This is a genomic window from Granulibacter bethesdensis CGDNIH1, assembly GCF_000014285.2.
Taxonomy (GTDB): domain Bacteria; phylum Pseudomonadota; class Alphaproteobacteria; order Acetobacterales; family Acetobacteraceae; genus Granulibacter; species Granulibacter bethesdensis.
The window spans coordinates 661120-686660 of record NC_008343.2 but is presented as its reverse complement, the minus strand read 5'-3'; the positions used below and the strand labels follow the sequence as shown (position 1 = coordinate 686660).

Here is a 25541-nt window from a genome sequence, read left to right as displayed (position 1 = left end):
TCGTCGCCCAGACATTGCGTGGCGGCGGTAACTGCCCGGCCGGCGGTACAGAATCCTGAGCAGATGCCGGCGCTCTCGGTATCGTGGAAATGGTCCTGCTCCTTCCCTTGTTTAAAGTCTCATAGCGCGGCCTGGCAGCCCGATCCTGCCAACCCGGTCATTGACATACCCTGCCCCGCGCCTCCATCCATCAGAAACACATGTCAGCAGCAGAGCGCCGTTCATGAGTCCCTTTTTACGCCCTGTCGCCGCCTGTCGCTCTCTTATACTGCCGGGCCATTTTCTACCCTTCAGGCTGGGAGAACGGCAGATCGGATGGGTGTCCCCCCATCTGCTGCCTGCATTAAAGAAAGCACAGCAAGAATTACCCACCCATGCTCTGCAGCTCGACAAAGATGGGGTGACACTGAGCGGTGACAACCCGGACCTGCCTGCACTGCTGGAAAAGGCACTCCATCGAAGCACCGGTTTTCTATGGCGGGATGAACCTTTCGACATCAGGGAAACGATTGACGGGCCGGTTCTGTTCCAGCTTGATCGCGGAGTCCTGCCCATGCTCGGCGTGCTGGCGCAAGGTGTACATGCGAACGGGCTGGTATATCGTCCGGATGGGCTGCATTTATGGGTCTCCCGCCGCAGTGCCACCCGTCCGCTCGACCCCGGCAAACTTGATCACCTCGCGGCAGGCGGTATTCCCGCCGGGCATACCCCTTTCGATGCCCTGATCAAGGAAGCCGCGGAAGAAGCTTCGATTCCCGAGACACTGGTGCGTCAGGCGCGCAAGGTCGCTGTGCTGACCTACCGGTTGGAACGACCGGAAGGGCTGCGGCGTGACGTGCTGCACTGCTTCGATCTGGACCTGCCGGAAAGCTTCATACCTCACGCCGGAGACGGGGAATCCGCCGGGTTCGAGCTGATGCCGGTCAAACGCGCCATGGAGATCGTCGCCGAGACGGATGAGTTCAAATTCAATGTCAATCTGGTACTGATCGACCTGTTCCTGCGTCTCGGTCTGATCCATGGCGCGGAAGCGGAGCTTGTTTCACGCGCCCTGTATGATGAACCGCATCACGCAACATAAGGCCGCTTATGATTTTGGAGGCCTGTTACCGCGACAAAAAAAAAGCTGCCAGCCTGGGCTGACAGCTTTTCCGCTGATTCATAACAGATCAAAAACGCTCTCAGACTTCCCCGGCATCCACGGGGGTGGCAGAGAGTTCAGGCTGATCACCCACGCCTTCCGGCGCGATATGCCGGGTGCGTGGACGGCCCGGTCGACGGCCCCGAGGACGAGGAGCCACCGCAGACTCTTCTTCACTCTGATGAGACGGACGGGCATGCTGATCGACCGGCAGCACATCGGGCTGTGTCTCGGTAACGGCAGACACCGTGGTCTCCGGCTGCTGGACCGACAGGTCCAGAGTCTGCCGTTCCGGTGCAGTATGCGCGGTGTTACCGCCCTCGCCCTGTGACGTTTCATCCCGGGAGCGATCGAACCGCTCGTTTTGACGATCGAACGAACGCTCCTGACCATCCTGCTGCTGGGAAGACGTATACTGGCCGTAGCCTGAATGGCCTCCGCCATTGCCGTTCTGACCATTATAGGACTGGTTGCCGTTATGGTGGCCGCCATTATTCTGCTGATTCTGCTGCTGCGCCTGCAGCATCGCATTCATGATGCGGAAATAATGCTCGGCATGCTGGAAATATCCTTCTGCCGTCACACGGTCCCCGCTGCTGGTCGCATCGCGACCCAGTTGCAGATATTTCTCGAACAGCTGCTGTGCCGTGCCACGTACGCGGACATCGGGGCCATTACTGTCGAAAACATGGTTCCGGTTCAGCGGAATATTGCCATTATTATGGTGGCGCATTCCGCCACCGCCGCCGCCCCCACCGCCGCCGCGATGGTTCCGTCCGCGCATACGTTTCATATTCATGCGTTTGCCGTCGCGATTCCCGTTCGCTTTGCTTTTGCCAGGCTGCGCAAGCCAGTGTCCTCTGACGCTCGACCGCGCTTTATACGCCCTGACGGAGCTAGCTCCTCCGTCCGGGCCGCTTCTGCATTCCAGTTCATGGGCGGGCTGCCAAAAGCACTTTTCACACCGTTGCCCGGAGAATCAGATGACTGCCTTTCGGCTCATCCAGAACTTCACCGGATCATAGAGTCTGCAAAAGCTGGATCAATCAATCCAATCCTGCCGCCTCGACCGCTGCGAAGCTGCCCGCAGACTTGTTCTGGGGCAATTTTATCCGTCAAGTCAATGCATACCACGCAAACCTATCGTGCAGCCTTGCGGAAGACCGCCTGACGACACTTTTTCACCACACGTCATTCTTGCGAGAGGCCGACCGTATCAAGGCCAAGCGCCAGCGCTCTGGCAATACCACCCAGATCAACGCGGCACCCGATAACGCGTAACCCCGCCGGTGCCGCCAAGGCTCCTACCCCGTCCTCCTGCCCGATCCCCAGCTCCAGAATCGCGACACCGGCTGGTGTCAGCAGATCCGGCAAAGAGGGAATGATCCTGCGATAGGCCTCCATACCGCCTTCCCCGGCAGCAAGGGCGGAGGCAGGTTCATAATCACGAACATCTGCCATCAACCCCTCCATATCCCGATCGGGAATATAGGGCGGATTGGACAGGACCAGATCAAACCTGTCCGCACAGCAGAAGGCCCAGTCCCCTGCACAGAATGCTGCCCGATCCGCCATGCCCAGAGAAACCGCATTGCGACGGGCCAACGCCGCAGCCCCCTGCATACGGTCGATACCCAGACCCGTGGCCTGTCGATATTCATGCAACGCCGCCAGCAGCAGGCATCCCGTGCCGGTTCCCAGATCAAGCACACGCCGCACCATCCCCTGTGTCGGAGGACGCAACGCCAGCGCATACTCAATCAGCGTTTCCGTATCCGGCCGCGGGATCAGCGTGTCAGGCGTCACCGCAAAAGACAGACCCCAGAACTCCCGCGCGCCCAGAATATAAGCCAGCGGCTCCCGCTTCGCCCTGCGCGTGATCCATTCGTCGAGTAAGGGCAGCGTCACCTCCCGCTCACTGTCGCGCAGCAGTCCGGTCGCATCCAGCCCGAGCAGCGCCCCCAGCATCAACCGTGCCTCCGCCCGGGGAGACTCCACCTCCGCCGCAGCCAGAGCCGAGGCGGCCCGGTTCAATGCTCCTCGGATCGTCTCGGACATGGTGTCACGCTGTCCGGTGGGCGGTCAGAAAAACAAGCGGCACAGCCCAGCTTGAGATGGCTTCATCCTGCACCCCCAATCGCACACGGATGGATTGCGGCACCCCCATCAGTAATGCGCGGATGGAGGCTTCATGCACAGACGGCGTCGCCATGCGCGCCAACCATGCTGCAAAATCCATGATCAGAGTGTCGCTGCGTGCTTCCTCAATCAGGAAACCGGCCCTTTCCAGCCCCGCCACCCATTCGCCCAAAGTGCGATTACGGACATGGGAGGGATCACGCAGCAATTCAATGCTCTGCAAGACCGTATCGGCCGCAGCATCGGGAAATCCCGCCGTATCCATGAACACCGCGAGGCCACCCGGCTTCAGAACCCTGTAGGCCTGCCGTAATCCGGCCTCGAAATCGGGCCAGTGATGGGCACTGTAACGGCTGGCCACGACATCGAAATGATGATCCGCAAATGGCAAAGCCTCCGCCGTGCCGGACACTGTTTCAATATGATGCAGCCCCCGCCGGGCTGCCTCCGCCCCTGCCGCCTCCAGCATACGGGGAGACAGGTCACACGCCACCACATGCTGCATCAACGGGGCTGCCGTAAAGGAAACATGCCCACCGCCACAGCCGAGATCGAGCATCACACCGCCCCGGTACGGTTCAAGCACATCGACCAGACGATGCAGATCAGCACCCTTCGCATGCACATCACTCCTCACATAGGCATCAGCACGACTGCCGAACTGCTGTTCGATATGTGCGGCCTGGGCAGCATGCGTCTGTGTCATCATAATTCCTGTGCGGAAAGACGGGCGGCCTGATCCTCTGCTGTCAGGGCATCGACGAAATCATCAAGCTCGCCGAGCATGACACGATCAATCTTGTACAGCGTCAGATTGATGCGATGATCCGACACGCGCCCCTGCGGAAAATTATAGGTGCGGATGCGCTCGCTGCGATCCCCCGTTCCCACCTGGGCACGGCGATCAGCGGCCCGGCTGGCATGCAGGGCGGCACGCTGCTGTTCATAAAGACGTGCTTTCAGAATCTTCATCGCCTTGGCGCGGTTTTTATGCTGGCTCTTTTCCTCCTGCATCGCCACGACGATACCGGAGGGAAGATGGGTAATCCGCACGGCGCTTTCGGTTTTATTGACGTGCTGGCCGCCCGCGCCGGATGCACGATACACGTCGATGCGCAGATCGCCTTCATCCACCTGCACATCCACATCCTCCGCCTCCGGCAGCACCGCGACGGTCACGGTGGAGGTGTGGATACGTCCCTGTGATTCCGTGGCCGGAACACGCTGAACACGATGCACACCGCTTTCATATTTCAGCCGCGCAAAAACCGACCGGCCGGTGATTTCCGCCATACCGCCCTTCAATCCACCCAGACCGGTATCGTCATATTCGAGAATCTCGAAGCGCCAGCCTCGGATTTCCGCATAACGCTGATACATGGAAAAAAGCTGTGCCGCGAACAGGCTTGCCTCATCCCCCCCCGCCGCAGGACGAATTTCCAGAATGGCCGAACGCTCATCCGCCTCGTCCTTCGGCAGCAGGGCGATCCGGATTTCCCTTGTCAGGGACGGCAATTTTTCACGCAGGATTTCGGCTTCGCTCTCGGCCAGTTCCCGCATATCGGGATCGGCCAGCATGGCCTCCGCCTCAGCCAGACCGCGTTCCGCCGCCCACAGCTCCTCGATCCGGGCCACAACCGGCTCCAGCTCCGCCAGTTCCCGCGAGGCCGCTGCGAAGCTGTCGCCATTCAGCCCTTCGGACAGGGAAGCCCGCAACTCCTCGGCCCGCGCAACAATCCGGTCGAGATTTGCTGTAAAACTCATGCCACCCCACGCGCCAGCAGCCATGTGGCGAGACCATCCAGCGCCACTTCCTGCTGTTCACCGCTGCGCAGGTCCTTGACCTGCGCCACGCCCCGCGCCCGCTCCTCCGTGCCGAGGATAACCGCGGCCCAGGAACCTGCCTTGTTGGCGCGTTCCATGCGGCGCTTCAGATTGCCGCGATAGGCCATTTCCGCCCGCAATCCAGCCGCCCGCAAGCTCTGCACAACATCCAGCGCCGCTTCTTCTTCCTCACCCACCGGCACCACTGCCACCGGTGCCGGTGCAGCAGGCGGCTCAGCCAGCAGCATGGACAGACGCTCGATCCCGGCAGCCCAGCCCACGGCGGGGGTAGCAGGGCCACCCATCTCCGCCACCAGACCGTCATAACGGCCACCAGCCAGCACAGTGCCCTGTGATCCCAGCGCATCCGTGACGAATTCAAAGGCCGTATGATTGTAGTAATCCAGCCCTCGCACGATGCGCGGATTTTCCCGGAACGGCACGCCAAGCTGCGTCAGATGGCGCTTCAGCCCGACATAAAACGTAGCGGCCTCTTCCGTCAGATGATCGTAAATCACCGGCGCATCAGCAATCAGCGCACGGTCTCCCTCATTCTTGCTGTCCAGAATCCGCAGCGGGTTACGCTCCAGCCGGGTGCGGCTCTCTTCCGACAGAGCCTCCCGATGCGCCGAGAAATAGGCCACCAGCGCCTCGCGATAGGCATCGCGGCTGGCTTTATCGCCCAGCGTGTTCAGTTCCAGCGCCACGCTGCCACCAATGCCCAGCGCGTTCAGGATCTGCCAACCGCAGGCAATCGCCTCCGCATCCGCCAGCGGTTCGGCCGCACCGATCAGTTCCAGCCCGATTTGATGAAACTGGCGATAGCGCCCTTTCTGGGGCCGTTCATAGCGGAACATCGGCCCGGCATAGAACACTTTCTGCGGCAGGGACTGGGTCAAGCCATTGGTGACCAGAGCACGGCAGATAGCCGCCGTGCCCTCCGGCCGCAGGGTCAGCCCTTCTCCGCCGCGATCGGTAAAGGTGTACATCTCCTTCGTCACCACGTCAGACGTTTCACCAAGAGTGCGGCTGAAGACTTTCGTATCTTCGAAAACCGGCGTGGCCCATTCGTCAAAACCATACAGCCCTACGATCCGGCGGGCGGTCTCCACGACATGGCGATAACGACGCTGATCTTCTCCGATCAGATCATGAGTGCCTCTGGGGGGTTGCAAGGCGGCCATATGCGGTCTCGATACACTCGGGTGATGGATAGACACGAAAAAGGCGCGGAGCCTGCGCCCCGCGCCGGAAACAGAACGGAGCCGGACTAAACGGTTTCGTGCTGAAGCGCGGCTTCCTGAGCGGCTTGCTCGGCCGCGGCCTTGGCGGCAGCCTCTTCTTCAACAATGCGGGCGGCTTTTTCTTCCACCAGCGTGACGATGTGATCGACCATACCGTCAGCAGCAATGGTATGATCGGTCTTACCCGCATTGTAGATCATGTGGCGGCCACCGCCGCCGCCGGTCAGGCCGATATCCGTCATCAGCGCCTCACCGGGACCATTGACCACACAACCAATGATCGAGAGCGTCAGCGGCGTCTGGATATGCGCCAGACGTTCCTCCAGCGCAGCCACGGTCTCGATCACGTTGAAACCCTGACGGGCACAGGACGGACAGGAGATGATCTTCACGCCACGATGGCGCAGGCCGAGGCCCTTTAGAATTTCCCAGCCGACATGCACCTCTTCCTCCGGCTCGGCGGAGAGAGAGACACGCATCGTATCGCCCACGCCCGCCCAGAGCAGATTGCCGAGTCCAATGGCGGATTTAACCGTGCCGGTACGGCGGCCACCGGCCTCGGTAATGCCGATATGCAAGGGATGGTCACAGACTTCGGCCAGTTGCTGATAAGCCGCCACCGCCAGAAACACGTCAGAGGCTTTCACGCTGATCTTGAATTCGTGGAAATCGTGATCCTGAAGAATCTTGGCATGTTCCAGCGCGCTTTCCACCAGCGCATCCGGATTGGGTTCGCCGTATTTCTCCAGCAGATGCCGCTCCAGCGAACCGGCATTCACCCCGATACGGATGGCGCAGCCATGATCGCGGGCGGCTTTCACCACTTCCCGAACACGCTCGGCACTGCCGATATTGCCGGGATTGATACGCAGACAGGCTGCACCGGCTTCGGCCGCCTCAATGGCGCGGCGATAATGGAAATGGATATCCGCCACGATGGGCACATTCACCTCGCGCACGATTTCCTTCAGCGCAATGGTGCTTTCCTGATCGGGGCAGGAGACCCGGACGATATCGACGCCCGCGAGTTCGGCACGGCGAATCTGGGCAATCGTCGCTTCCGCATCGGTCGTCAGCGTATTGGTCATGGTCTGCACGCTGATGGGCGCATCTCCACCCACGGCTACCTTGCCGACATGGATCTGCCGGGATTTACGCCGCTCAATCTGCTGATAGGGACGATAGCTCATTGAGCCTGCTCCAATTCACGCCAATACGACAGGATGGCGCCCCAGTGGACGCACCCCCTTAAAATGGGTCACTTCCATGGATTGTGCCACAAAAGCCACGTCATGGCTGCCCCTAATCCGCTGAATTATCCTGATCCTGACCTTGTGGTGCCGGAGAAGACACAGTGGATGATGGATCATGGGCAGGTTCAGGAGGAACAGAGGATCTGCCGGAGGATCTGACGGAAGAACGAGACTGGCCCGGTATGGCTGACGGTGCCGCTTTCTGAAGCGCCTCGGTTTCCAGCGGCACGTTGCGGCGGACGGCACCATTGTTACCCAGAGGAGGCAGATCATGCCCATCCATCACAATCTGAGTGCCCCCGGCATTGCCGGTGGTCAGCAGAAGCGGTCCCTGCCCGGCCTGAGCCTCCGGCACGGCCCAGCTTTCGCCGGCATGCATAACCTTGTTCAACAGGATCGTGCCATTCTGGGATTTTACCTGCATCCATGCATCGGCACTGGCTTTCAGCACAATGCCATGCAGCGTTTTATCCGCCCCCGACGCGACAGGCTTTACCCCGTCCGGCCCAGAGGATTGCCCAGGGGATGGGGTGGTTTGGCCCGCAGCAAGAGAGGGCTGCGATGAAGCAGGGGGCATAGCAGACGGAGACATAATGGGAGCATCCGCTGCCCGCTCCGATGTCTGGTGCCCGGGTGCCTGATGCTCAGCCGGGCGGGATGGCGGTGATGCACCAGCCGTTTCAGCCTGTGCGCCGGCCGGTCCATTCGATGCCGGTCCGTTCGATGGTATCTGGGCCGCATGCGTCTCTGCGCCAGGCACCGGGGCAGGAGACGCAGAGGACGCCGAGAGCGGTGCAGAAGGCTGCGCCTGCGAAGTCGCAGACGCCACTGGGGGGCTGGCGACCGGCGTCTTTGCTTCCTCTTTGCGGGCCAGCGGCGCGAGATGCTCGGGAACTTCCTGCACCGCATCCGGCACAGGATGATTGGCCGATAGTTTGTACCAGCCGATGTAACCTGCGACAGCGATCACGGCCCCAAGCAGCACAACCGCTCCGGCGGGAACACCCCGTTCCGGCACGGGCGCGGGAAAATGAAGCTCCTGCTGATGATGGCCCGCCCCCGCCTCGGTCTTGAAGCGCTGTACCGTCTCATCAGGATCGAGCCCGAGACTGGCGGCATAGGTGCGCACGAAGCCCATCGCATAGGTGGTGCCGGGCAGATCCCCTATCCGGCCTTCCTCAATGGCCAGAAGATAGGCTGTCCGTATACGCAGTGAAGCCGCTATGTCTTCCAGCGCCCAACCCAGATGTTCACGCACAGCGCGCAGTTCGCCGCCAATAGTCTGGGCATTCCCGGTTATGGCGCCACTGGACGGTCCTCTCATACCCATGTCGCAGAGCCTCCGACCTCAGGCATGGAAACAGCCAGCCCCGATGATACCCGATATGATCGCTCGCACGGCTTTGAAAAACTTGGCATCCGGATCAGGCCCAGCATGAGGGAACGGGGAGAGTAGAGCCAGCACGTAAAACGACGCCTCTCCTGGATATCCCCTCGTGGATACTGATGGCGGAGAGACCACCTTCCACAGGCGCTGCATCTAATCCCAGTCCGCGATGCTTGCCAACAGGCTGTCATAATATCGGGCATGCCCGGTCTTTCCCATTATCGCGAGCAGATATCACCAACAATCAAATATCCAGCCCCTGTTCCCGACACCATGAAACCAGAGGTTCGCGATAGGAGGATGCCCCCTTCTCTCCCCCGCGAATAGACATCAGAACGCGCCGCAAGGCCGGAAGATCACACAGCGATACGGCTTCCTTCACCGCGGGGAAAGCAGAAGCAGCCATGGAAAATGTTGATATACCCAGCGCTGCCATGACCAGCACCTCAAGAGGTCGTGATGACGCCTCACCACAGACAGAGAGGCGGCAGCCTGTATTATGGGCAGCAATACTGACTTCTTCCAGCAGATCAAGCATGGCAGGAGACAGAAAATCATATCGTCCGGCCAGCGCCGGAGTACCGCGATCCGCCGCAAACAGAAACTGAAGCAGATCGTTGGTGCCAATGGACAGAAAATCGACCTCTGCCAGAAGATCAGAAAGCTGCCACAGCAGGGATGGCACTTCCAGCATGGAACCGACTTCCAGCGTTGCAGGCGGACTATCGGCCCGCTCTATTTCGGCTTGCAGCAAGGCTCGCGCGGCGCGGAATTCAGCCAGTGTCGCCACCATCGGGAACATGACCGATAAAGGCCGCCCGCGAGCCGCCTGAATCAAAGCACGCAACTGACGCCGCATCACCGCCGGACGATCCAGCCCGACACGCAGGGAGCGCCAGCCCATGGCCGGGTTTTCCTCAACCGACACACCAGACTCGGCCAGCATCTTGTCACCGCCCAGATCCAGAGTACGGAACATGACGGGACGATCCCCCGCCTGTGTCAGGACGCGATCGTAAATCTCCGCCTGTTCCCGCGCATCCAGCATACGGCCATGGGCCAGCATCGCGATTTCGGTCCGAAACAGGCCGATACCAGCAGCGCCGGTAAGGTCAAGCTGATCCAGCTCCAGCGTCAGTCCCATATTCAACATCAGGGTGAACGGCGTACCGTCCTTGCTGCGGGAAGGGCGCTCCCGCAGCTCCGCCCAATGCGCCAGTTTCGCCTGTGATGCCTCCCTTGCCCGCAAATAGGCGATCCGCATTTCCTCCTCGGGCCGGAAGATCAGCAGCCCCTGCTCGGCATCGACAATGGCCGTATCGCCCTCGTCCACCGCATCCATCAGATTGGGCAGATCACCCAGCGCAGGCAGGCCAAGCGCACGGGCGATGATCGCGGCATGACCGCCTGTCGTGCCTTCCTCAATCGCGACCCCCGCAATACCCCTGCCGTGCCAGTTGAGAAGTTCCGCTGGCCCAAGACGCCGTGCCACCAGAATGGCACCGGGTGGTACCGGGCCATGCTCCGCCCCATCCAGCACCGCCAGCAGACGCAGGGCCAGATCCTCCATATCGGCCAGACGCTCCCGCATATACGGGTCGGCGATCTTGCGCATTTTCTCACGGATTTCACCGCTGACCCGATGTACCGCCGCCTCTGCGGTCAGGCCGCTGCCAACTGCATCCCGCACCCTGCGCAGCCAGCCGCTATCCGCAGCCAGCAGCCGATAGGCTTCCAGTACCTCCCGCGAGGCCGCTTTCGCACCCTCGGAAAGAGCGCCTTCATCCAGGGATACGCCATCTTCAGCACTTTCCGCCTCACTGACCGAGGACAGGGATTGCTCGATCAGCTCATCAAGGCCGCTTTGCATACGACGAGCGGCTGCCATCAGCCGTTCCATCTCAGCCTGCGGATCAGACGCCAGAAGATTACGCGGCGGAGGCCCGGCGCCGTGCAAAATCACCGGCCCGACCGCAATTCCCCCCATCAGGCGGGTACCGACAAAGCGACGCTGGACCGTCGTGGTGAAAATCGTCTCCGCACCATCCTGCGTGGTGGCGGCAAACAATTCCGCCAGCACCATGGCGACGGTTTCCAGCACCTCCACCTCATCCTCGGTGTAACGCCGGACCGCCCTGTTCTGCACGGCAAGCACGCCCAGAACCCGGCCTCCCCGACGCACCGGAACCGCCAGCAGGGAGGCATAAAGCTCCTCCCCCGTTTCAGGCCGATAGGCAAAGGCCGGATGATTCTGCGCATCGGGCAGATTGAGCAAGTGACCGGACGCGGCCACGATGCCGACAATGCCTTCGCCCAGCCGCAGCCGGGTGCGCCCGACCGCATCGGGATACAATCCCTCAGTCGCCACCAGTTCCAGAATTTCGCCGGGCCGCAGTGCGTAAATCGAACAGACTTCGCTGACGAGTTCTGACGCGACAAGACGCACCAGCTCTGCCAACGGTGCTTCATCACCAGCCATAAGCGCCCGCAACCGGGCCAGCAGGCGGCGCGGTGCGGCAGGAGGGCGCATCACCATGGCAATATCAGGGGCAATATCAGGCCCGGCCCCAAAGGCCCATAAAGGCGCCGGGCGTGCAGCAGGAGGAACAGGAAGCTGTCGCTCCCCGGCTCCGCCCAGCGCATCCACTGCCGCCCTGTCCCGTCCATCGCCGCGTCCTGTCGCGAATCACGAAAGACAATGTTGCATGACCGATCGGTCAACGAAAGCCATATGGCAGTCTCTCACAGGAGAAGATGCTGCCGAATAGCCCGTATCTGGTGAAAAGCCCCGCCTGGATTACAGGCTGCGCAGCGCGATGGCGGAAACAGCCTGCTCCACCAGTTCTGCGATGACCTCGGGAATGGCCTGCTCACCCGTCACCATACCGACAGACTGCCCGGCCATGACCGAGCCATGCTCCACATCGCCATCAATGACGGCGCGACGCAGCGCCCCGGCCCAGAAATGCTCGATTTCAAGCTGGGCCTGATCCCGCGTCAGTTCCCCGGACAGGAAGCGATCACGGGTTTCCAACTGATGGCGCATGAACTGGCGGGTACCTTCATTGATCAGCCCCCGCACCGGAATGACCGGGAAGCGCTCATCCAGCTGTACGCTCGGCAGGGCATCACGGGCATTGGCGCGGTAGAAAGCCCGCTTGAAATTATCGTGCGCGATGCTTTCACGCGTGGCGGCAAAGCGGGTGCCTAGCTGTGCTCCAGAGGCCCCCATTTCCAGATAGGACAGGATCGCTTCACCCCGTCCCAGACCACCCGCGACAAACACCGGAACATCCCGCAGATGAGGCAGAATTTCCTGCGCCAGAACGGTCAGCGAAACGGGACCGATATGTCCCCCGGCCTCTGCCCCCTCGATCACCAGCGCATCGGCACCAGAGCGGACCAGACGCTTCGCCAGCACCAGGGCAGGCGCAAAGCAGATCAGCTTCGCGCCGCCATCCTTGACCGCTCGCACGGCGCCGCCCGGCGGCAATCCGCCCGCCAGCACGATATGGCCGACTTTCGCCTCCAGACACACGCGGATCAGATCATCCAGCGCCGGATGCATGGTAATGAGGTTGACGCCAAAAGGCTGGTCGGTCAGCGCCTGCGTGGCGGCAATCTCCGCCGCAAGCTGATCCGGCATCATGGAGCCGCAAGCGATCACGCCGAAACCGCCCGCATTGGAAATGGCGGAGACAAGGTGCCGCTCGCTCACCCAGCTCATTGCGCCGCCGAGAATGGCGTACCGGGAACCAAGAAATTCCGTCCCGCAGGACCATAATTCTTCCAGCCTGACATTGGCGGCAGCCAGACTGCGAGGATCGAGAGCGGCTGCGTTACTGGCCTGAGTGATATCCGTCATGCGATCAGGCCGCATCCAGACCATACGCAGTATGCAGGGCACGCACTGCAAGCTCCGCATATTCCTCGGCGATCAGCACACTGACCTTGATCTCGCTGGTGGAGATCACCTGAATGTTGATCCCTTTTTCCGCCAGCGTGCGGAACATGGTGGTTGCCACGCCGACATGGCTGCGCATGCCGACACCCACCACGCTGATTTTGCACACCTGCGGATCAGCACTCATTTCCGCAAAGCCAATCTCCACCTGTGCCGCCGACAGTGCGGCCTGCGCGCGCGGCAGATCTGAAGTGCCAACGGTGAAGGTCATGTCGGTGGTGCCGTCTTCCGCCACGTTCTGGACGATCATGTCCACATTCACATTGGCTTCCGTCAGCGGTCCCAGCACATGGGCCGCCACGCCTGGCCGGTCCGGCACACGCCGGACAGTGATCTTTGCCTCGTCCCGCGAATACGCAATGCCGGACACGATTTCCTTTTCCACGATCTCGTCCTCATCCACTACCAATGTGCCGACATTCTCGCCTTCAGGATCCGCGAAACTGGATAGAACCCTGACGCGTACCCGTTCCTTCATCGCCAGCTCGACACTGCGGGTTTGCAGCACCTTGGAGCCGACAGAAGCCAGCTCCAGCATTTCCTCATACGAAATACGATCCAGCTTTCTGGCGCGGGCAACGATACGCGGATCGGTGGTATAGACCCCATCCACGTCGGTATAAATATCGCAGCGATCCGCCCGCACTGCCGCCGCCACCGCCACCGCCGACGTGTCGGAGCCGCCACGGCCGAGCGTGGTGATACGGTGATCGGGGCCAATCCCCTGAAAGCCCGCCACGACCGGCACCTGACCGGCCTGCATGCGGTTGATCAGTTCTCCGCCCTCAATGCTTTCGATACGGGCCTTGCCATGGGCATTGTCGGTGCGGATCGGCAACTGCCAGCCAAGCCAGGAGCGGGCATCCACCCCTGCCTCCTGCAACGCGATCGACAGCAACCCGGTGGTGACCTGCTCCCCGGTGGCTACGACCGTGTCGTATTCCCGCGCATCATGCAGCGGCGACAGGGACTGGCAGTAGCCGACCAGCTGGTTGGTCACACCAGACATGGCGGAGACGACGACCGAAACTTCATTCCCGGCATCCACCTCGCGTTTGACCAGACGCGCGACATTGCGGATGCGGTCGAGATCACCGACGGATGTGCCGCCGAATTTCATGACAATGCGGGCCATGTTACTTCCAGGAACAAGCGACCAACGGGTGGGAATGCCCCTTTCCCGCTGCGGCGGAGGGCAATCCCGTCACAGGCGGGTTGCCTCCCGGCGCGCGGGCAGACACATAACGAGGACACGCAGCGGGGGCAACCTGTCCCGCACGAAGGAGAGAGTGATGGCCGAGGTCGATTCGCATGACAGACATGCCGCTCATGCTCCGGCAGCGAATGTCTCGGAGGAAGAGGTCTCCCGCTTCGATGCGCTGGCTTCCCGCTGGTGGGATCCGTACGGCCCGATGCGACCACTGCATATGATGAACCCGGCGCGGATCGGCTGGGTGACCAGGCACCTGCCGGATAGGGCCACCATGCAGGATGCCACCATTCTGGATGTGGGGTGTGGCGCAGGCCTCGCCGCCGAAGCGCTGGCCCATCAGGGCTACAGGGTTTTAGGACTGGATGCCGCGGCGGAAGCCGTTGCGGCGGCACAGGAACATGCCGCCCTTTCTTCCGGGCTGATCCTGTCCTACCGCGCCGGAACCGCTGAGGAATTACTGTCCGAGGGGCAGCATTTCCGTGCCATCACCGCGCTGGAAGTGATCGAGCATGTGCCGGATCCTGCCGCCTTCCTGTCACTGCTGCATGATCTGCTGGAACCGGGCGGGCGGGTCTTCATCTCCACCCTGAACCGTACCGCACGATCATGGGCGGTGGCGAAGCTCGGGGCGGAATATCTGCTGCGCTGGCTGCCGGTCGGCACGCATGACTGGCAGCGCTTCATTGCTCCACACAAGCTGACCGGCCTGCTGCGTCAGGCGGGTCTGCGTCCCCTCGACAGTGCCGGGCTGAGCTTCCAGCCATTGCGGGGGTGCTGGACGATCAGCCGGGATCTGTCCATCAACTACATCATCGCCGCGCAAAGAGATCGTTAGCTCAGCTGTCGGAGCGGGGAACCCAGGGAATGGCGGCAAAGGAAACACCTTCATCCTGAAGCATCTCGGCTTCCTCGGCCGTGGCCTGACCGTAAATGCCGCGTGCCTCTGCCTCGCCACGATGGATACGCAGAGCTTCTGCGGCGAATTTCTCCCCCACCGGGTCGCAATGCTTTTCCACCTGCGCCCGCAGCGCCTGCAAGGCCGCCCGCAACTGGGCAGGAACGCCTGCGGCAGAAGCCGTTGCAGGCGTGGGCACGGACACAGCCTGCAACGGATCATCAGAGGCTGAATCAGGGGGCAGGGCGACAGGCGCATGTTCGGATAGCGTATTGCCTTTACGACCCAAGGAAGGCGTCATCAGGCCACGCTCCACCTGCGTATCACCGCAGACAGGACATTCAATCAGACCAGCCTCAACCTGACGGTCAAAGGCGCCGCTGCTGGCGAACCATCCGTCGAAGCTGTGCCCATGCCGGCACCGGACGCTATAATGTATCATTCCGCGTTGTAACCCGGCCACCGCCTGCATTCTTCCCGGTTCCCAGAGGCAGCCATCAAACTGGACCAGGGGTATGAAAAACCAGTTTATGCAACCTCAGGCAGCTTGCAATAACGGGTCCAGCTCTCCGGCCGCTTCCAGCGCCATCATGTCATCACAGCCGCCGATATGGCGCCCCCCTATGAAGATCTGTGGCACGCTGGTACGACCGCCAGAGCGCTGCCTGGCCTCCGCCCGTGCGGGAGAGCCGGGAAGGGCCTGAATTTCCTTGAAAGGCACCTGCTTCCTCTCCAGCAAGGCAAGCGCACGCGAGCAATATGGGCAGTAAGGCTGCGTATAGATTTCGATCAACGGTATTGTCTTCCTTGACTGGATCAGGGGAAACAGGAACAGGCTTCATCACATCGGGGTTTTGACCTGTCCTGACAAGGGTATTTCATCCGGCAACTCCACCCGCGCCGCAGTCAGAACATCAACGGAAGCAGCCCCTGCCGCATAGAGCGCCCTGACACAGGCAGAAATGGTCGCACCGCTGGTCATCACATCATCCACGACGACGATTCGGGCTGCACGCAGCTTCTGTCTTCTGGCGGCGCGTGTCTGAATGGCTCCCCGCATCATCTGTTGCCTTTGCCTGGCGGTCAGTGTGCCGAGGCTCGGCGTGCGGCGAATACGCTGCAATCCGTCCAGCATCACAGGCACGCCGGTCAGACGCGACAGCGCCCGGCACAACAGAGCCGACTGGTTGTAGCGCCTTTGCCGCAGGCGGGAAGGATGCAGCGGAACCGGTACCAGCCAGTCGGCCTGCCGCAGCAGATCGCCCCCGGAATCCGCCATCCAACGTGCCAGCAAGGAGGCATGCGCCATGCGATCAGCATGCTTGAACGGCAGAATGATCCGGCGTGATCCATCATCATACAGCAGCGCCGCACGCGCATGACGGAACCGCGGAGGTTTGATCCGGCAAACCTCGCACACGCCATCCGGTGCAATGCCCTCCGCCGCATCCATCGGACGTCCACAACACTGGCAGACCGGCGGCACGATGAAATTCAGCGTGGCGAAGCAGGAAGCGCAAAGCAGACCGGACAGGCCATCCGGCCCCGTCATGGAAGTTTCGGCATGACAGACCGGGCATGTCGGAGGGATCAGCCAGTTCAGCAGATGCAACCCTGCCGAACGGATCAGGATTGGCATAGCGGTCAGAAACCTGCTCGCTCTCGCGGCATGGATGGAAAAATCAGCCAAGGCACAGTGATGCCGTCAGCAATGTGCCCGGCTCGACACCCAGCGCCTCAGCGATCCGACCCAACACCGTGATGCTCACCGACACGTCCGCGCGCTCGATCGCGCCAATATACCGGGTACTCAGGCCAGCACGGTCTGCCAGCTCTTCCTGCGTCATCTCTCTGGCATGACGCACCCGACGCACATTGACCGCCATGACCTCTTTCAGGTCCATGCCGCACAGAAGCCCACGTCAGAACGATCGCTCCAGGAATAATCGTTCCGATTCGTCGTTTTGGGCGATAAAAGCGGTCATCGTCTGCCACCGACGAATGGCCTGCCGCGTGGAAGGAAATACGCTGCCAATCGTCCATTTCTCCGGGCATTTAAGGACAGGCGTAGACCACCGTCATAGTACCGCACAAACCGAATGATCAAAACATTCGAAAACGGCACTATCCTGTTGATTTTAAAAATTATTTTAAGGGATTTTTATCCTGAAAAAAGTACATTATAACGAAATCGTTATTATTTTTATCATGTGTTTATGAGCACAAAACCAATGCGATATGTAAGGTCTATTCCCTCTCTTCTGCTGGTCACCTTTCTGGCTGCCTGTTCTGCGCCGGGAGCAAACGGGGTCCACGGCTCATCCCCCTCCAGCGCTGAGCGACCGACATCCGCCAATACGGTTTTTGCAACACAACTCGCCGGACCTTCGACCTTTCTTGTGCCGATGCCGACCGCAGTGGTGATTTTGAAACCAGGTGATCTCAACCGTAACCGCAGCTTCTGCCAGGCTTTTACCAGCCGCCTGCCGACGGCCCAGGCCGCCAATGCCGCCTCTGTCGTAGCCCCCAACCTGATTCTGACACGCTGGCTGATACAGATGCCGGAGGTTCCAGCCGACCGCGCCACCGACTGCGATTTCCTGACAGGAACCTATGACTATGCCCGTGCAGCCCGCATCATCAGCGCCCTGAAGCTGACAGAGGGTCATTTGCAGGGTAACGGACCGTTTCTGCTGATGGTCATCCCCGATAATACCGGGCTTCATGTCGTTGGTCTCGATGGCTCCTCGGCCAATCCAGAGGATTTCAACCGCTATATTGATAGCTGGGGCAATCTGCTGACCCAGACTCAGGAACAGATTACGCGCGCACCGGATCAGCCCGGTCTGATCAGAAGCGTTTTCAATCTGGTCTCCGCCATTGCCCGCACAACGGTTGGAGCTATCGGGGGCCTGATTCAGGGAACCGTTTCAACATTCTGAGACAGCGTTTCCTGAACGGCCAACTCGGCTTATGCTGGGCGCCATGTCCGATGACGTCCTTATATTCGACCGCCATGCCGTCCGGCTGCACCGTGATCGGGCCGCACGGCATGGCATCACGTCAGTCGCCGGTGTACTGGATGAGCTGGCCGGTCGTCTGCTGGACCGGCTGGACGATGTCACTCGCCCGTTCAGCCATGCGCTGGACATAGGCGGGCGGGGCCGCATCGCCCCTCTGTTGCGGGCACGCGGGATCCATACCGTCAGCTGCGACCTGTCACCCTCCATGGCGTCCCTGTCCGGCACGCCCTGCGTCGCGGCAGATGAAGAATGGCTGCCTTTCGCCCCGGCCTCGTTCGATCTGATTGTCGCGAGCATGTCGCTGCACTGGATAAATGATCTTCCCGGAGCGCTGGTGCAGATCAGGCAGGCCCTGAAACCGGATGGGCTGTTTTTGGCCAGCATGCCGGTGCTCGGCACGCTCGATACGCTGCGGGAGGCACTGAGCCGTTCGGAAGACAGCCTGACTGGCGGCGCATCGCCGCGCGTCGCCCCTTTCGCCACCCTGCAGGACGGTGCCGCCCTGTTGCAGCGAGCGGGGTTTGCCCTGCCTGTCGCCGATCAGGATGAGGTGACACTCCTCTACAAGACCCCGATGGCGCTGCTGCGCGATCTGCGCGCCGCCGGGGAGACCAATGCGGTGAGGCTGCGTGATCGCAGCATACCGCCGCCTTCACTGTTTCCGCTCGCTTTGTCGCATCTGACGCAGGAAGGGCAGCCTCATATGCAGGCGAGGCTGCGTCTGGCAATGCTGACCGGCTGGGCACCCGCCGACAGTCAGCCGAAACCGGCACGGCGCGGCAGCGGTCAGATCAGTCTGGCCGATATTCTCGGCACACCCCCGATAGAACCGGGCTGAACACCCCGGTTTCAGCCGCCCGTCACACTCATATGCCGCCCGACAGAGGGCGTATGCGTACGGCGGTCAATGATGAAATCATGGCCTTTCGGTTTGCGGGTGATCGCCTCCTGCACCGCCTGACGCAGGGCGGCATCATCCGCCCCCTCCCGCAAGGGACGGCGCAGATCAGCCGCATCATCCTGACCAAGGCACATATAGAGCGTACCGGTGCAGGTCAGCCGCACCCGATTGCAGCTTTCGCAGAAATTATGGGTCATCGGCGTAATAAAGCCGATTCTACGCCCGGTTTCCCGTACCGTGAAATATCGGGCCGGGCCACCGGTGCGATAATCGGTTTCCTGAAGCGTCCAATGCTCCCGCAGCCGGGCGCGTAGCAGAGAAAGCGGCAGATAGCGATCGGTGCGATCCTCGTCGATTTCGCCCATCGGCATGGTTTCGATCAGGCAGAGATCGAAGCCATGCTCACCGCACCATCCCAGCATGCGGTCGAATTCATGATCGTTCAGACCCTTGAGCGCGACCGCGTTGATCTTCACTGCGAGACCCGCAGCCCGAGCAGCGAAAATCCCGTCCAGCACCGTTTCCAGCTGTCCCCGCCTTGTAATCGAGCGGAAGATCTCCGGGTCGAGCGTATCAAGGCTGACATTGATACGCCGCATCCCCGCCGCCGCCAGAGCCTCCGCATGACGGGCCAGCTGTGTCCCGTTGGTGGTCAGGGTCAGCTCCTCCAGCCCCTGCCCGCCACGATGCTCCAGATGCTGGCCGAGGCGGGAAATCAACTGCATGACATCCCGACGCACCAGAGGTTCCCCCCCGGTCAGCCGCAGTTTCCGCACCCCGAGTTCAATGAACACACGGCACAGCCGGTCCAGCTCCTCCAGCGTCAGCACATCCCGCTTGGGGAGGAAGGTCATGTCCTCTGCCATGCAATAGGTACAGCGCAGGTCACAGCGGTCGGTAACGGAAACCCGCAGATAGGTAATAGCGCGTCCGAACGGATCGATCATGGCAGCATGGTCCGGCGCTGGATGGGCGATGCAGTGTTCATCACCCTCTCTAGATCGACCGTCCCCATACAAGCGTCAAGAGAAGCCTGTCACAAAGATGCTCTGTCATGATGCGGCGGAAGGGTCATCCACCACCAGAAGCGAGATGATGCGGGCATTGATCAGCACTTTGCCCGCATGTTCGAAATGCACCGTCACCCGCTCCCCAATGGCGGACTGGACCTGCCCCAGCCCCCAATCAGGCTGCTGCGGATGACGGACATACTGGCCAGGCTCCAGATAGGAGGAAAACGCTCTGCTCATCATGCAGCCCGGCCTGTGTTCAACTCAATGACCGGCATTCTCACCGGAAAAATCCGGTGCCGCGAGTCCGCTCTGCTCAAGCTGGGAAACAAGAGCGGCCTTCAGCCGTTCCAGCCCATCCTCGCTGGTTGCCTCTGCACGCGCCACCAGCACTGCCTGGGTGTTGGAGGCACGCAGCAGCCACCAGCCATCCTCCGTCAGCACCCGCACACCATCGGTTTCCGCGACATTGGCGCCGTCCTGACGCAGACGGGCAGCGACTTCCTCGATCACGCCGAATTTGCGGGTATCGTCGCAGTTGAAGCGCAGCTCCGGCGTGTTGATCACCTGTGGCAATGCACTGCGGACGGCAGACAACTTGCCATCCATCCGCGCGATAATACCCAGCAGACGCACAGCGGCATACAGCGCGTCGTCAAACCCATACCACCGGTCGGCAAAGAAAATATGGCCGGACATCTCACCCGCCAGAGGAGCACCGGTTTCCGCCATTTTCGCCTTGATCAGGGAATGGCCTGTTTTCCACATCAGCGGCATGCCGCCAGCCTTGGCCACCTCGTCGAACAGAACCTGACTCGCCTTCACATCGGCGATGATGGTGCCGCCAGGATGCTGCTTCAGCACATCCCTTGCCAACACCACCAGAAGCTGATCGCCGAACAGGATCTCACCGGTATCATCCACCACGCCGATACGGTCCGCATCCCCATCGAAGGCGATACCAAGATCGGCCCCCTTGCTGCGAACCGCACTGATCAGCTGCTGAAGATTCTTCGGCACGGTGGGGTCGGGATGGTGGGCCGGGAAGGTGCCATCAATCTCGCCATTAAGGATCTCATGATGGCCCGGCAGGCTGGGTACAAGCTTTTGCAGCACCTCGCCCGCGGCACCATTGCCGTTATCCCACACCACATTCAGCAGGTGATCACCGCCATCCCAATCGGAAATCAGGCGGGCCACATAGGCGGCGGACACATCCTCCGCCCGATCGGTGCCGCTGGCTTCTCCGACCACATCGCCACAGGCCGCCATGGCCCCCAGTTCGGCAATCTGCTTGCCGAAAAACGGCTTGCGGCCCAGCATCATCTTGAAGCCGTTATAGTCCGGCGGATTATGGCTGCCGGTCACCATGATGGCACCGTCGGTTTCCAGCGTCGTCGCTGCGAAATACAACATCGGGGTCGGACCACGACCGATGCGGATGACATCCATGCCGCTTTTCTTCAGCCCCTCCACCAGAGCAGGCTCCAGCTCCGGCGAGGAGAGACGACCATCATAGCCGACCGCCACCGTGCTGCCGCCCGCACGCGCGACGATGGTTCCGAAGACCCGCCCGATGGCGAAAGCGTCAGCGGGGTGCAACGTGCGGCCCACGATGCCGCGAATATCGTATTCACGCAAAGAGGTCGGATCGAATTGGTGCGTAAAGGCCATGGTCCGCTCATTCTCCCTGATACGGTGCAGCACGCTGTGTGACAGGACACCGTATCTGCTGGCTGTGTAGGCCGGTAATTCTTCGCCATGAACGCATGATCGTCCAGAGGCGTGATCAGAAAGCACCGCAGAAAAAACCGGCTGGCCTATCAGCGGACCAGCCGGGCAACATCCAGATTACACGTAGTCTTTCAGGAACGCCCTGACTGCCGGCGCAAGGTCTGGGCGCTTCAACGCAAAAGCGATCTGTGCTTCCAGGAATCCTGCCTTGTCGCCGCAATCGAAACGGCGTCCCTCATAACGCAGGCCATGGAACGGCATCCGGCCGATCAGACGCGCCATAGCATCAGTCAATTGCACCTCATTACCAGCCCCGCGCTCCATCCGCGCCAGCTCGGCAATTACCTCCGGGCGCAGCACATAGCGACCGATGATGGAGAGGTTGGATGGCGCTTCCTCCGGCTTCGGCTTCTCGACCAGGCCGGTCACCTCGACCATGCGGCCATCATCCTCGCCAGTCTTGAGAATACCGTAGCGGTTGGTCTGCTCTCTCGGCACTTCCGCCACGGCAACCACGTTACCGCCGGTTTCCTGATAGGCGTCGGCCAACTGCTTCAGGCAGGGCGTCTCGGACAGGACCAGATCATCGGGCAAAAGGATAGCGAACGGATCCTCCCCGATGAAGGCACGCGCACACCAGATCGCATGGCCCAGACCCAACGGCTCCTGCTGGCGCACCGTGACGATGGAGCCGGGCAGAAGCTGGGTATCTTCCAGCAATTTCAGCGCATCATCCTTGTTGCGCTCCCGCAATGTAGACTCAAGCTCATATGCGACATCGAAATGCTCAACGATGGCTGTCTTGCCACGGCCGGTGACCATGCAGAACTGCTCGATCCCGGCGGCCCTCGCCTCGTCCACCGCATATTGAATCAGCGGTTTGTCGACAACGGGCAGCATTTCCTTCGCCGTTGCCTTTGTGGCGGGCAAAAACCGGGTGCCTAATCCGGCCACCGGTAAAACCGCCTTGCGCAACGGTTTATTCATGGCATGTCCCTTCTTTATAGACGCATTTCACGCTGCGTTCGTGACAGCTTCCACATGCCCCAAAAAGAGGGCAAGGATAAGGCACAACCTTATGAAGTGTGTCTGATGGAAGAGGGTTGCATTAAAATACCTCTCATCAGCTGCCCTTCGACGCAACATCCTTCCGCGACAAGCAATCAGCGGTTCTCCTGATGTCCGAAGAAGCCCACCCGCCCACGTAGGGAATCGAATGCAACAGCAAAATAACGATACAGCAGCGTTCCACTATTCGCGTGCTCAACATCTTTGGGGACGATGACCGTAGTGCGGTCAGTACGCACTGCGAAATGCAACACATCCGGCACGTCGAGAACAAAGACATGATCCGGCGGCAGACGATGATGCCGGGTCAAGGGAATATCGCTTGAACCGGGGCTGAAAAGAGTCACTGTACTGCCGGAGTCAAAAACGGTTTCCTGACACCCCACCCTGATGCCATCAATCGCGAAACATGCCGAGACAGATTCTCCGTCCCACGAAGGAAGGTGATCGGGCCCGCTCTGAAACGAGCGAAGGGGGGCGAAGGTGAAGCCGCGTATATTATTCTCCGTCAGCCCTACGGTCAGGACCGGGTTATGCCCGAGTCTGGAATCGATAATATACCCGGTGGAGTAAGGCCCCATTTGTGCCAACGGGCTGACCACATGACGTCGTGTGGCCAGGCTGATACCCATTACCCCCGGCTTATCGATGGAGCCGGGGCAGTTCGGTCTGTCCTGTGCACAATAAACACGGGTAATGACCCCCACCCTGATCGGGGCCGGAGTGGAAAGCGTGCGATCCGCATTCGTAAAACGAACCGTGGCGAGGGCCACATATCCCTCCAGCCTCGTGCCGTCAGCATAGCCCTGATGAACGACCTCCCCCGTCGCAACGGTGCCGGGGCCGATATCCCGCTCAGGCACGTAAAGACCGGCCGAGCCTGTATCAAGCGAGACCGGTGAGGACGGCCCTCCCCCGACGGAGACGCTGGCGATCATGGGCAAATGGTCTGGCCGCAGCGCAAAAAGCGGCACATGGGCAGTCATCCCATCCCCTGCGCAGGCCGGAAAAAATGAATCCGTGGCGGCCAGAAAAATCACGGCCAGAAGCACGCGCAAAAAGAAACGGGAACGCATGGAGACTCCGGCACGGCATGTGGCTGACGGATATAGCAAACCCGCGCAGCAGCACCAAAAGATGCCCGACCACTTCTTCAACGCAAAGGCTCAACAAACAAAAACCGGGCCATTGCCCGGTTTTGAATGGTGCGGTCGAGAAGACTCGAACTTCCACGGGGTTTCCCCCACAAGCACCTCAAGCTTGCGCGTCTACCATTCCGCCACGACCGCATCGGCCACCGACGAAGAAACTGTTTCGTCATGCAGCGGCGGGGGTATAACTGATGCCCGTGAGCACTTCAATGTCTGATCCCCGACTCTTTTCATCATCCGGCGAAAATCTTTCCGCCGTTTCCCCACAATCAGATACTGTGGAGTGGTGCGTGACACCGGGCTTTACCCCTTACGAGGAAGCCCTGACCGCCATGCGCACCCGCGCCGAGGCCATCCAGCGGGGGGAAGCACGCAGTCTGGTCTGGCTGGTCGAACATCCGCCGCTCTACACTGCCGGAACATCGGCCAAAATCGAAGATTTGCGTGATGCCACCCGCTTCCCTACTTTCGAGGCAGGGCGCGGGGGACAGTGGACCTATCACGGCCCCGGACAGCGGATCGCCTATGTGATGCTGGACCTCAACCACCCGCACGGCTTCGTCCCGGCCCGCGATCTGCGGGCCTATATCGCCGCGCTGGAGGATTGGATCATCATCACGCTGGCCAGATTCGGCATCCTCGGGGAAAGACGCGCCGGCAGGGTTGGTATCTGGGTGCAACGCGGCCAGAGAGAGGACAAGATCGCCGCAATCGGTGTGCGCATCACACGCTGGGTCTCATGGCACGGCATCGCCATCAATGTCGCGCCGGATCTGGAGCATTTCACCGGCATCGTTCCCTGCGGGATCAGCGAGCATGGCGTTACCAGCCTCGCCGATCTCGGAGTTCAGGCGGATATGGGCAGCCTTGATGCCGCACTCAGAACAAGCTGGCCATCTGTATTCGGCGGCGGCCCCTATCAAGTCTAACCCGGCGGCTTGATGAGGGTCGGGCTGAACAGGGTCGGATCGACGGGAATCCCCGTCTGGATATTGGACAATTCCACTCTGGTAATCTTGTGCTGGGGATCAACCACGGTCCACTGGATCAGCTTGAGCGGATCAGCGGAAAAGACGATTGCCAGCAGCCCGGCCCCCGGATCGGTCCGTCGTACCACGGAAAGCTGAATCACGCCGGGCGTACGCGAAATTTCCCGCACGGCAGCGGCGCCGTTAAAATCAATATGGTCTGATAGCAAAATGCTCAGCGGGGTGCGGTCCAGTGGAATACGGCTGACCTGATGCACCTGAAAATCCTGAAAAATCACCTCCCCATTCGTGGCCACCAGCAGAAGCGGTGTCGGCGGATCATACTGGAACCGGATATGCCCCGGGCGTTCCAGCCAGACCGTTCCCTGCGTCACCTGCCCATCCGGCGCCGTCTGACGGAAACGCGCCCGCAGCGTATGAATACCATTCAGATAGGCTGCAATCCGGGCCAGCAATGCATCATCACTTTCCTCCGCCCGGGCCGGTACAACGACGGCACCGGCCAGAGAGGCCAGGATACCGCCCAGTATCTGGCGACGCCCGATAAGCCCGTCTCGAAACAGCGGCACAGAATGCTTTGGAGCATGCTCAGCGGGCGACATCGC

Annotated in this window: 24 protein-coding genes, 1 tRNA gene and 1 pseudogene; 5 read left to right on the top strand and 21 right to left on the bottom strand. The window is 60.9% G+C overall.

Translation table 11 applies throughout. The features are described 5' to 3' along the window. Positions 1-223: 223 nt before the first annotated feature. Positions 224-1081: an NUDIX hydrolase gene (locus GBCGDNIH1_RS15475; protein WP_043452701.1), complete on the top strand. Its 858-nt coding sequence runs from the start codon at positions 224-226 to the stop codon at positions 1079-1081. 556 nt (positions 1082-1637) lie between these two features. On the opposite strand, the pseudogene GBCGDNIH1_RS15470 reads toward GBCGDNIH1_RS15475, so the two are convergent. The 10 genes and pseudogenes from GBCGDNIH1_RS15470 to GBCGDNIH1_RS15425 form a co-directional block, all read right to left on the bottom strand. Further along, a pseudogene (locus GBCGDNIH1_RS15470) lies at positions 1638-1940 on the bottom strand (DUF4167 domain-containing protein); the annotation flags it as partial. 392 nt (positions 1941-2332) lie between these two features. Continuing rightward, positions 2333-3199 (bottom strand): peptide chain release factor N(5)-glutamine methyltransferase, encoded by an 867-nt coding sequence (prmC, locus tag GBCGDNIH1_RS15465; RefSeq protein WP_011631315.1) that lies wholly within the window; start codon positions 3197-3199, stop codon positions 2333-2335. Positions 3200-3203: 4 nt separating this feature from the next. After that, complete coding sequence (locus GBCGDNIH1_RS15460; RefSeq protein WP_011631314.1) at positions 3204-3989, bottom strand: class I SAM-dependent methyltransferase; 786 nt, start codon at positions 3987-3989, stop codon at positions 3204-3206. Then, entirely contained in the window at positions 3986-5044 is a 1059-nt protein-coding gene (gene prfA / locus GBCGDNIH1_RS15455; RefSeq protein ID WP_011631313.1) for a peptide chain release factor 1, read from the bottom strand. The genes GBCGDNIH1_RS15460 and prfA overlap by 4 nt, the downstream gene beginning before the upstream one ends. Beyond that, a complete protein-coding gene (gene hisS / locus GBCGDNIH1_RS15450) occupies positions 5041-6288 on the bottom strand; it encodes a histidine--tRNA ligase (protein WP_043452699.1) in 1248 nt (415 codons plus the stop codon). The genes prfA and hisS overlap by 4 nt, the downstream gene beginning before the upstream one ends. An 86-nt stretch (positions 6289-6374) precedes the next feature. Next, positions 6375-7538: a flavodoxin-dependent (E)-4-hydroxy-3-methylbut-2-enyl-diphosphate synthase gene (ispG, locus tag GBCGDNIH1_RS15445; RefSeq protein WP_011631311.1), complete on the bottom strand. Its 1164-nt coding sequence runs from the start codon at positions 7536-7538 to the stop codon at positions 6375-6377. A gap of 112 nt (positions 7539-7650) precedes the next feature. Beyond that, entirely contained in the window at positions 7651-8925 is a 1275-nt protein-coding gene (locus GBCGDNIH1_RS15440; RefSeq protein ID WP_162288468.1) for a RodZ domain-containing protein, read from the bottom strand. Between the two features lie 307 nt (positions 8926-9232). Continuing rightward, a complete protein-coding gene (locus GBCGDNIH1_RS15435; protein ID WP_011631309.1) occupies positions 9233-11635 on the bottom strand; it encodes a phosphoenolpyruvate--protein phosphotransferase in 2403 nt (800 codons plus the stop codon). A gap of 150 nt (positions 11636-11785) precedes the next feature. Beyond that, positions 11786-12853, bottom strand: coding sequence for an NAD(P)H-dependent flavin oxidoreductase (locus tag GBCGDNIH1_RS15430; RefSeq protein ID WP_011631308.1), 1068 nt, complete (start codon positions 12851-12853; stop codon positions 11786-11788). 4 nt (positions 12854-12857) lie between these two features. After that, the gene (locus GBCGDNIH1_RS15425; protein WP_011631307.1) at positions 12858-14087 is read right to left on the bottom strand and encodes an aspartate kinase; all 1230 of its coding nucleotides are present in this window, start codon (positions 14085-14087) and stop codon (positions 12858-12860) included. Between the two features lie 157 nt (positions 14088-14244). On the opposite strand from GBCGDNIH1_RS15425, the gene ubiG reads away from it, so the two are divergent. Continuing rightward, positions 14245-15000 carry a bifunctional 2-polyprenyl-6-hydroxyphenol methylase/3-demethylubiquinol 3-O-methyltransferase UbiG gene (gene ubiG / locus GBCGDNIH1_RS15420; RefSeq protein ID WP_011631306.1) on the top strand — a complete coding sequence of 252 codons (756 nt, stop codon included), beginning with the start codon at positions 14245-14247 and terminating at the stop codon, positions 14998-15000. 1 nt (position 15001) lies between these two features. Here ubiG and GBCGDNIH1_RS15415 read toward each other — a convergent pair whose 3' ends face one another. The 4 genes from GBCGDNIH1_RS15415 to GBCGDNIH1_RS15400 all read right to left on the bottom strand — a co-directional run bounded on the left by GBCGDNIH1_RS15415 (position 15002) and on the right by GBCGDNIH1_RS15400 (position 16964). Beyond that, a complete protein-coding gene (locus GBCGDNIH1_RS15415; RefSeq protein WP_025318268.1) occupies positions 15002-15502 on the bottom strand; it encodes a DUF1178 family protein in 501 nt (166 codons plus the stop codon). 96 nt (positions 15503-15598) lie between these two features. Then, positions 15599-15859, bottom strand: coding sequence for a glutaredoxin 3 (gene grxC / locus GBCGDNIH1_RS15410; protein WP_025318267.1), 261 nt, complete (start codon positions 15857-15859; stop codon positions 15599-15601). 42 nt (positions 15860-15901) lie between these two features. Next, the gene (locus GBCGDNIH1_RS15405) at positions 15902-16699 is read right to left on the bottom strand and encodes a ComF family protein (RefSeq protein ID WP_043453585.1); all 798 of its coding nucleotides are present in this window, start codon (positions 16697-16699) and stop codon (positions 15902-15904) included. A 43-nt stretch (positions 16700-16742) separates the two neighbouring features. Further along, on the bottom strand, positions 16743-16964 hold the full coding sequence (locus GBCGDNIH1_RS15400; RefSeq protein WP_011631302.1) for a helix-turn-helix domain-containing protein: 222 nt from the start codon (positions 16962-16964) through the stop codon (positions 16743-16745). Positions 16965-17276: 312 nt separating this feature from the next. Here GBCGDNIH1_RS15400 and GBCGDNIH1_RS15395 point away from each other — a divergent pair, with 312 nt between their 5' ends. After that, a complete protein-coding gene (locus GBCGDNIH1_RS15395; RefSeq protein WP_157691972.1) occupies positions 17277-18002 on the top strand; it encodes a hypothetical protein in 726 nt (241 codons plus the stop codon). 43 nt (positions 18003-18045) lie between these two features. Further along, on the top strand, positions 18046-18921 hold the full coding sequence (locus GBCGDNIH1_RS15390; protein ID WP_025318264.1) for a methyltransferase domain-containing protein: 876 nt from the start codon (positions 18046-18048) through the stop codon (positions 18919-18921). An 11-nt stretch (positions 18922-18932) separates the two neighbouring features. Here the strand turns inward: GBCGDNIH1_RS15390 and moaA are convergent, their stop codons facing one another. From moaA to GBCGDNIH1_RS15360, 6 genes are all read right to left on the bottom strand, one after another. Beyond that, a complete protein-coding gene (gene moaA, locus GBCGDNIH1_RS15385; RefSeq protein WP_025318263.1) occupies positions 18933-19931 on the bottom strand; it encodes a GTP 3',8-cyclase MoaA in 999 nt (332 codons plus the stop codon). A gap of 105 nt (positions 19932-20036) precedes the next feature. Next, on the bottom strand, positions 20037-20237 hold the full coding sequence (locus tag GBCGDNIH1_RS15380; protein ID WP_011631298.1) for a DUF3553 domain-containing protein: 201 nt from the start codon (positions 20235-20237) through the stop codon (positions 20037-20039). Positions 20238-20258: 21 nt separating this feature from the next. Beyond that, on the bottom strand, positions 20259-21668 hold the full coding sequence (pgmG, locus tag GBCGDNIH1_RS15375) for a phosphoglucomutase/phosphomannomutase PgmG (protein WP_043452695.1): 1410 nt from the start codon (positions 21666-21668) through the stop codon (positions 20259-20261). 177 nt (positions 21669-21845) lie between these two features. Further along, positions 21846-22715: a UTP--glucose-1-phosphate uridylyltransferase GalU gene (galU, locus tag GBCGDNIH1_RS15370; protein WP_011631296.1), complete on the bottom strand. Its 870-nt coding sequence runs from the start codon at positions 22713-22715 to the stop codon at positions 21846-21848. A gap of 176 nt (positions 22716-22891) precedes the next feature. Continuing rightward, positions 22892-23872 carry a hypothetical protein gene (locus GBCGDNIH1_RS15365; protein ID WP_043452694.1) on the bottom strand — a complete coding sequence of 327 codons (981 nt, stop codon included), beginning with the start codon at positions 23870-23872 and terminating at the stop codon, positions 22892-22894. Positions 23873-23999: 127 nt separating this feature from the next. Next, positions 24000-24085: transfer RNA gene (locus GBCGDNIH1_RS15360), tRNA-Leu, on the bottom strand. Between the two features lie 71 nt (positions 24086-24156). Between GBCGDNIH1_RS15360 and lipB the strand changes: the two genes are divergently transcribed. Then, the gene (lipB, locus tag GBCGDNIH1_RS15355) at positions 24157-24876 is read left to right on the top strand and encodes a lipoyl(octanoyl) transferase LipB (RefSeq protein WP_072563876.1); all 720 of its coding nucleotides are present in this window, start codon (positions 24157-24159) and stop codon (positions 24874-24876) included. On the opposite strand, the gene GBCGDNIH1_RS15350 is transcribed toward lipB, so the two are convergent. After that, entirely contained in the window at positions 24873-25538 is a 666-nt protein-coding gene (locus tag GBCGDNIH1_RS15350; protein ID WP_050748390.1) for a LolA family protein, read from the bottom strand. The two genes, lipB and GBCGDNIH1_RS15350, sit on opposite strands and share 4 nt — an antisense overlap. Positions 25539-25541: the final 3 nt, after the last annotated feature.